Annotated in this window: 1 protein-coding gene; it reads right to left on the bottom strand. The window is 61.9% G+C overall.

The genetic code is table 11. The features are described from left to right. The coding region (locus EN852_RS36935) for an insulinase family protein (RefSeq protein ID WP_135879766.1) at positions 1 to 349 on the bottom strand (349 nt) is incomplete at both ends.

The following is a 349-nucleotide window of genomic DNA, read 5'->3' as shown; positions in this document are numbered from 1 at the left end:
CGCGATCTGCGAGGCACGGCTGGCCGGACTTTCGGCGGACATGATCAACCCGGCGCGATACTGGGCGCGCGCACGGTCGAGTTCTTCTTGAAGGATGCTCTCGCCGGCCTTCTGCAACTCGTCAATGATGACAGGCACCAGCTTGGCGATGTCGCTTTGCCCCGTGGCGGCATGGACGCCGAATATGCCCGTATCGGAAAAACCCCAGTGGAAGGCATAGACCGAATAGCACAGGCCGCGTTTCTCGCGGACTTCCTGGAACAGACGCGATGACATGCCGCCGCCGAGAATCATCGACAGCACCTGCGAGGCGTAGAAGTCGCGCACATGATAGGCGCGGCCCTCGAAG

This window comes from Mesorhizobium sp. M2E.F.Ca.ET.209.01.1.1 (assembly GCF_004010375.2).
Classification (GTDB): Bacteria; Pseudomonadota; Alphaproteobacteria; order Rhizobiales; family Rhizobiaceae; genus Mesorhizobium.
The sequence above is the reverse complement of the archived record's forward strand: the minus strand, read 5'-3'. Positions and strand labels throughout refer to the sequence as shown.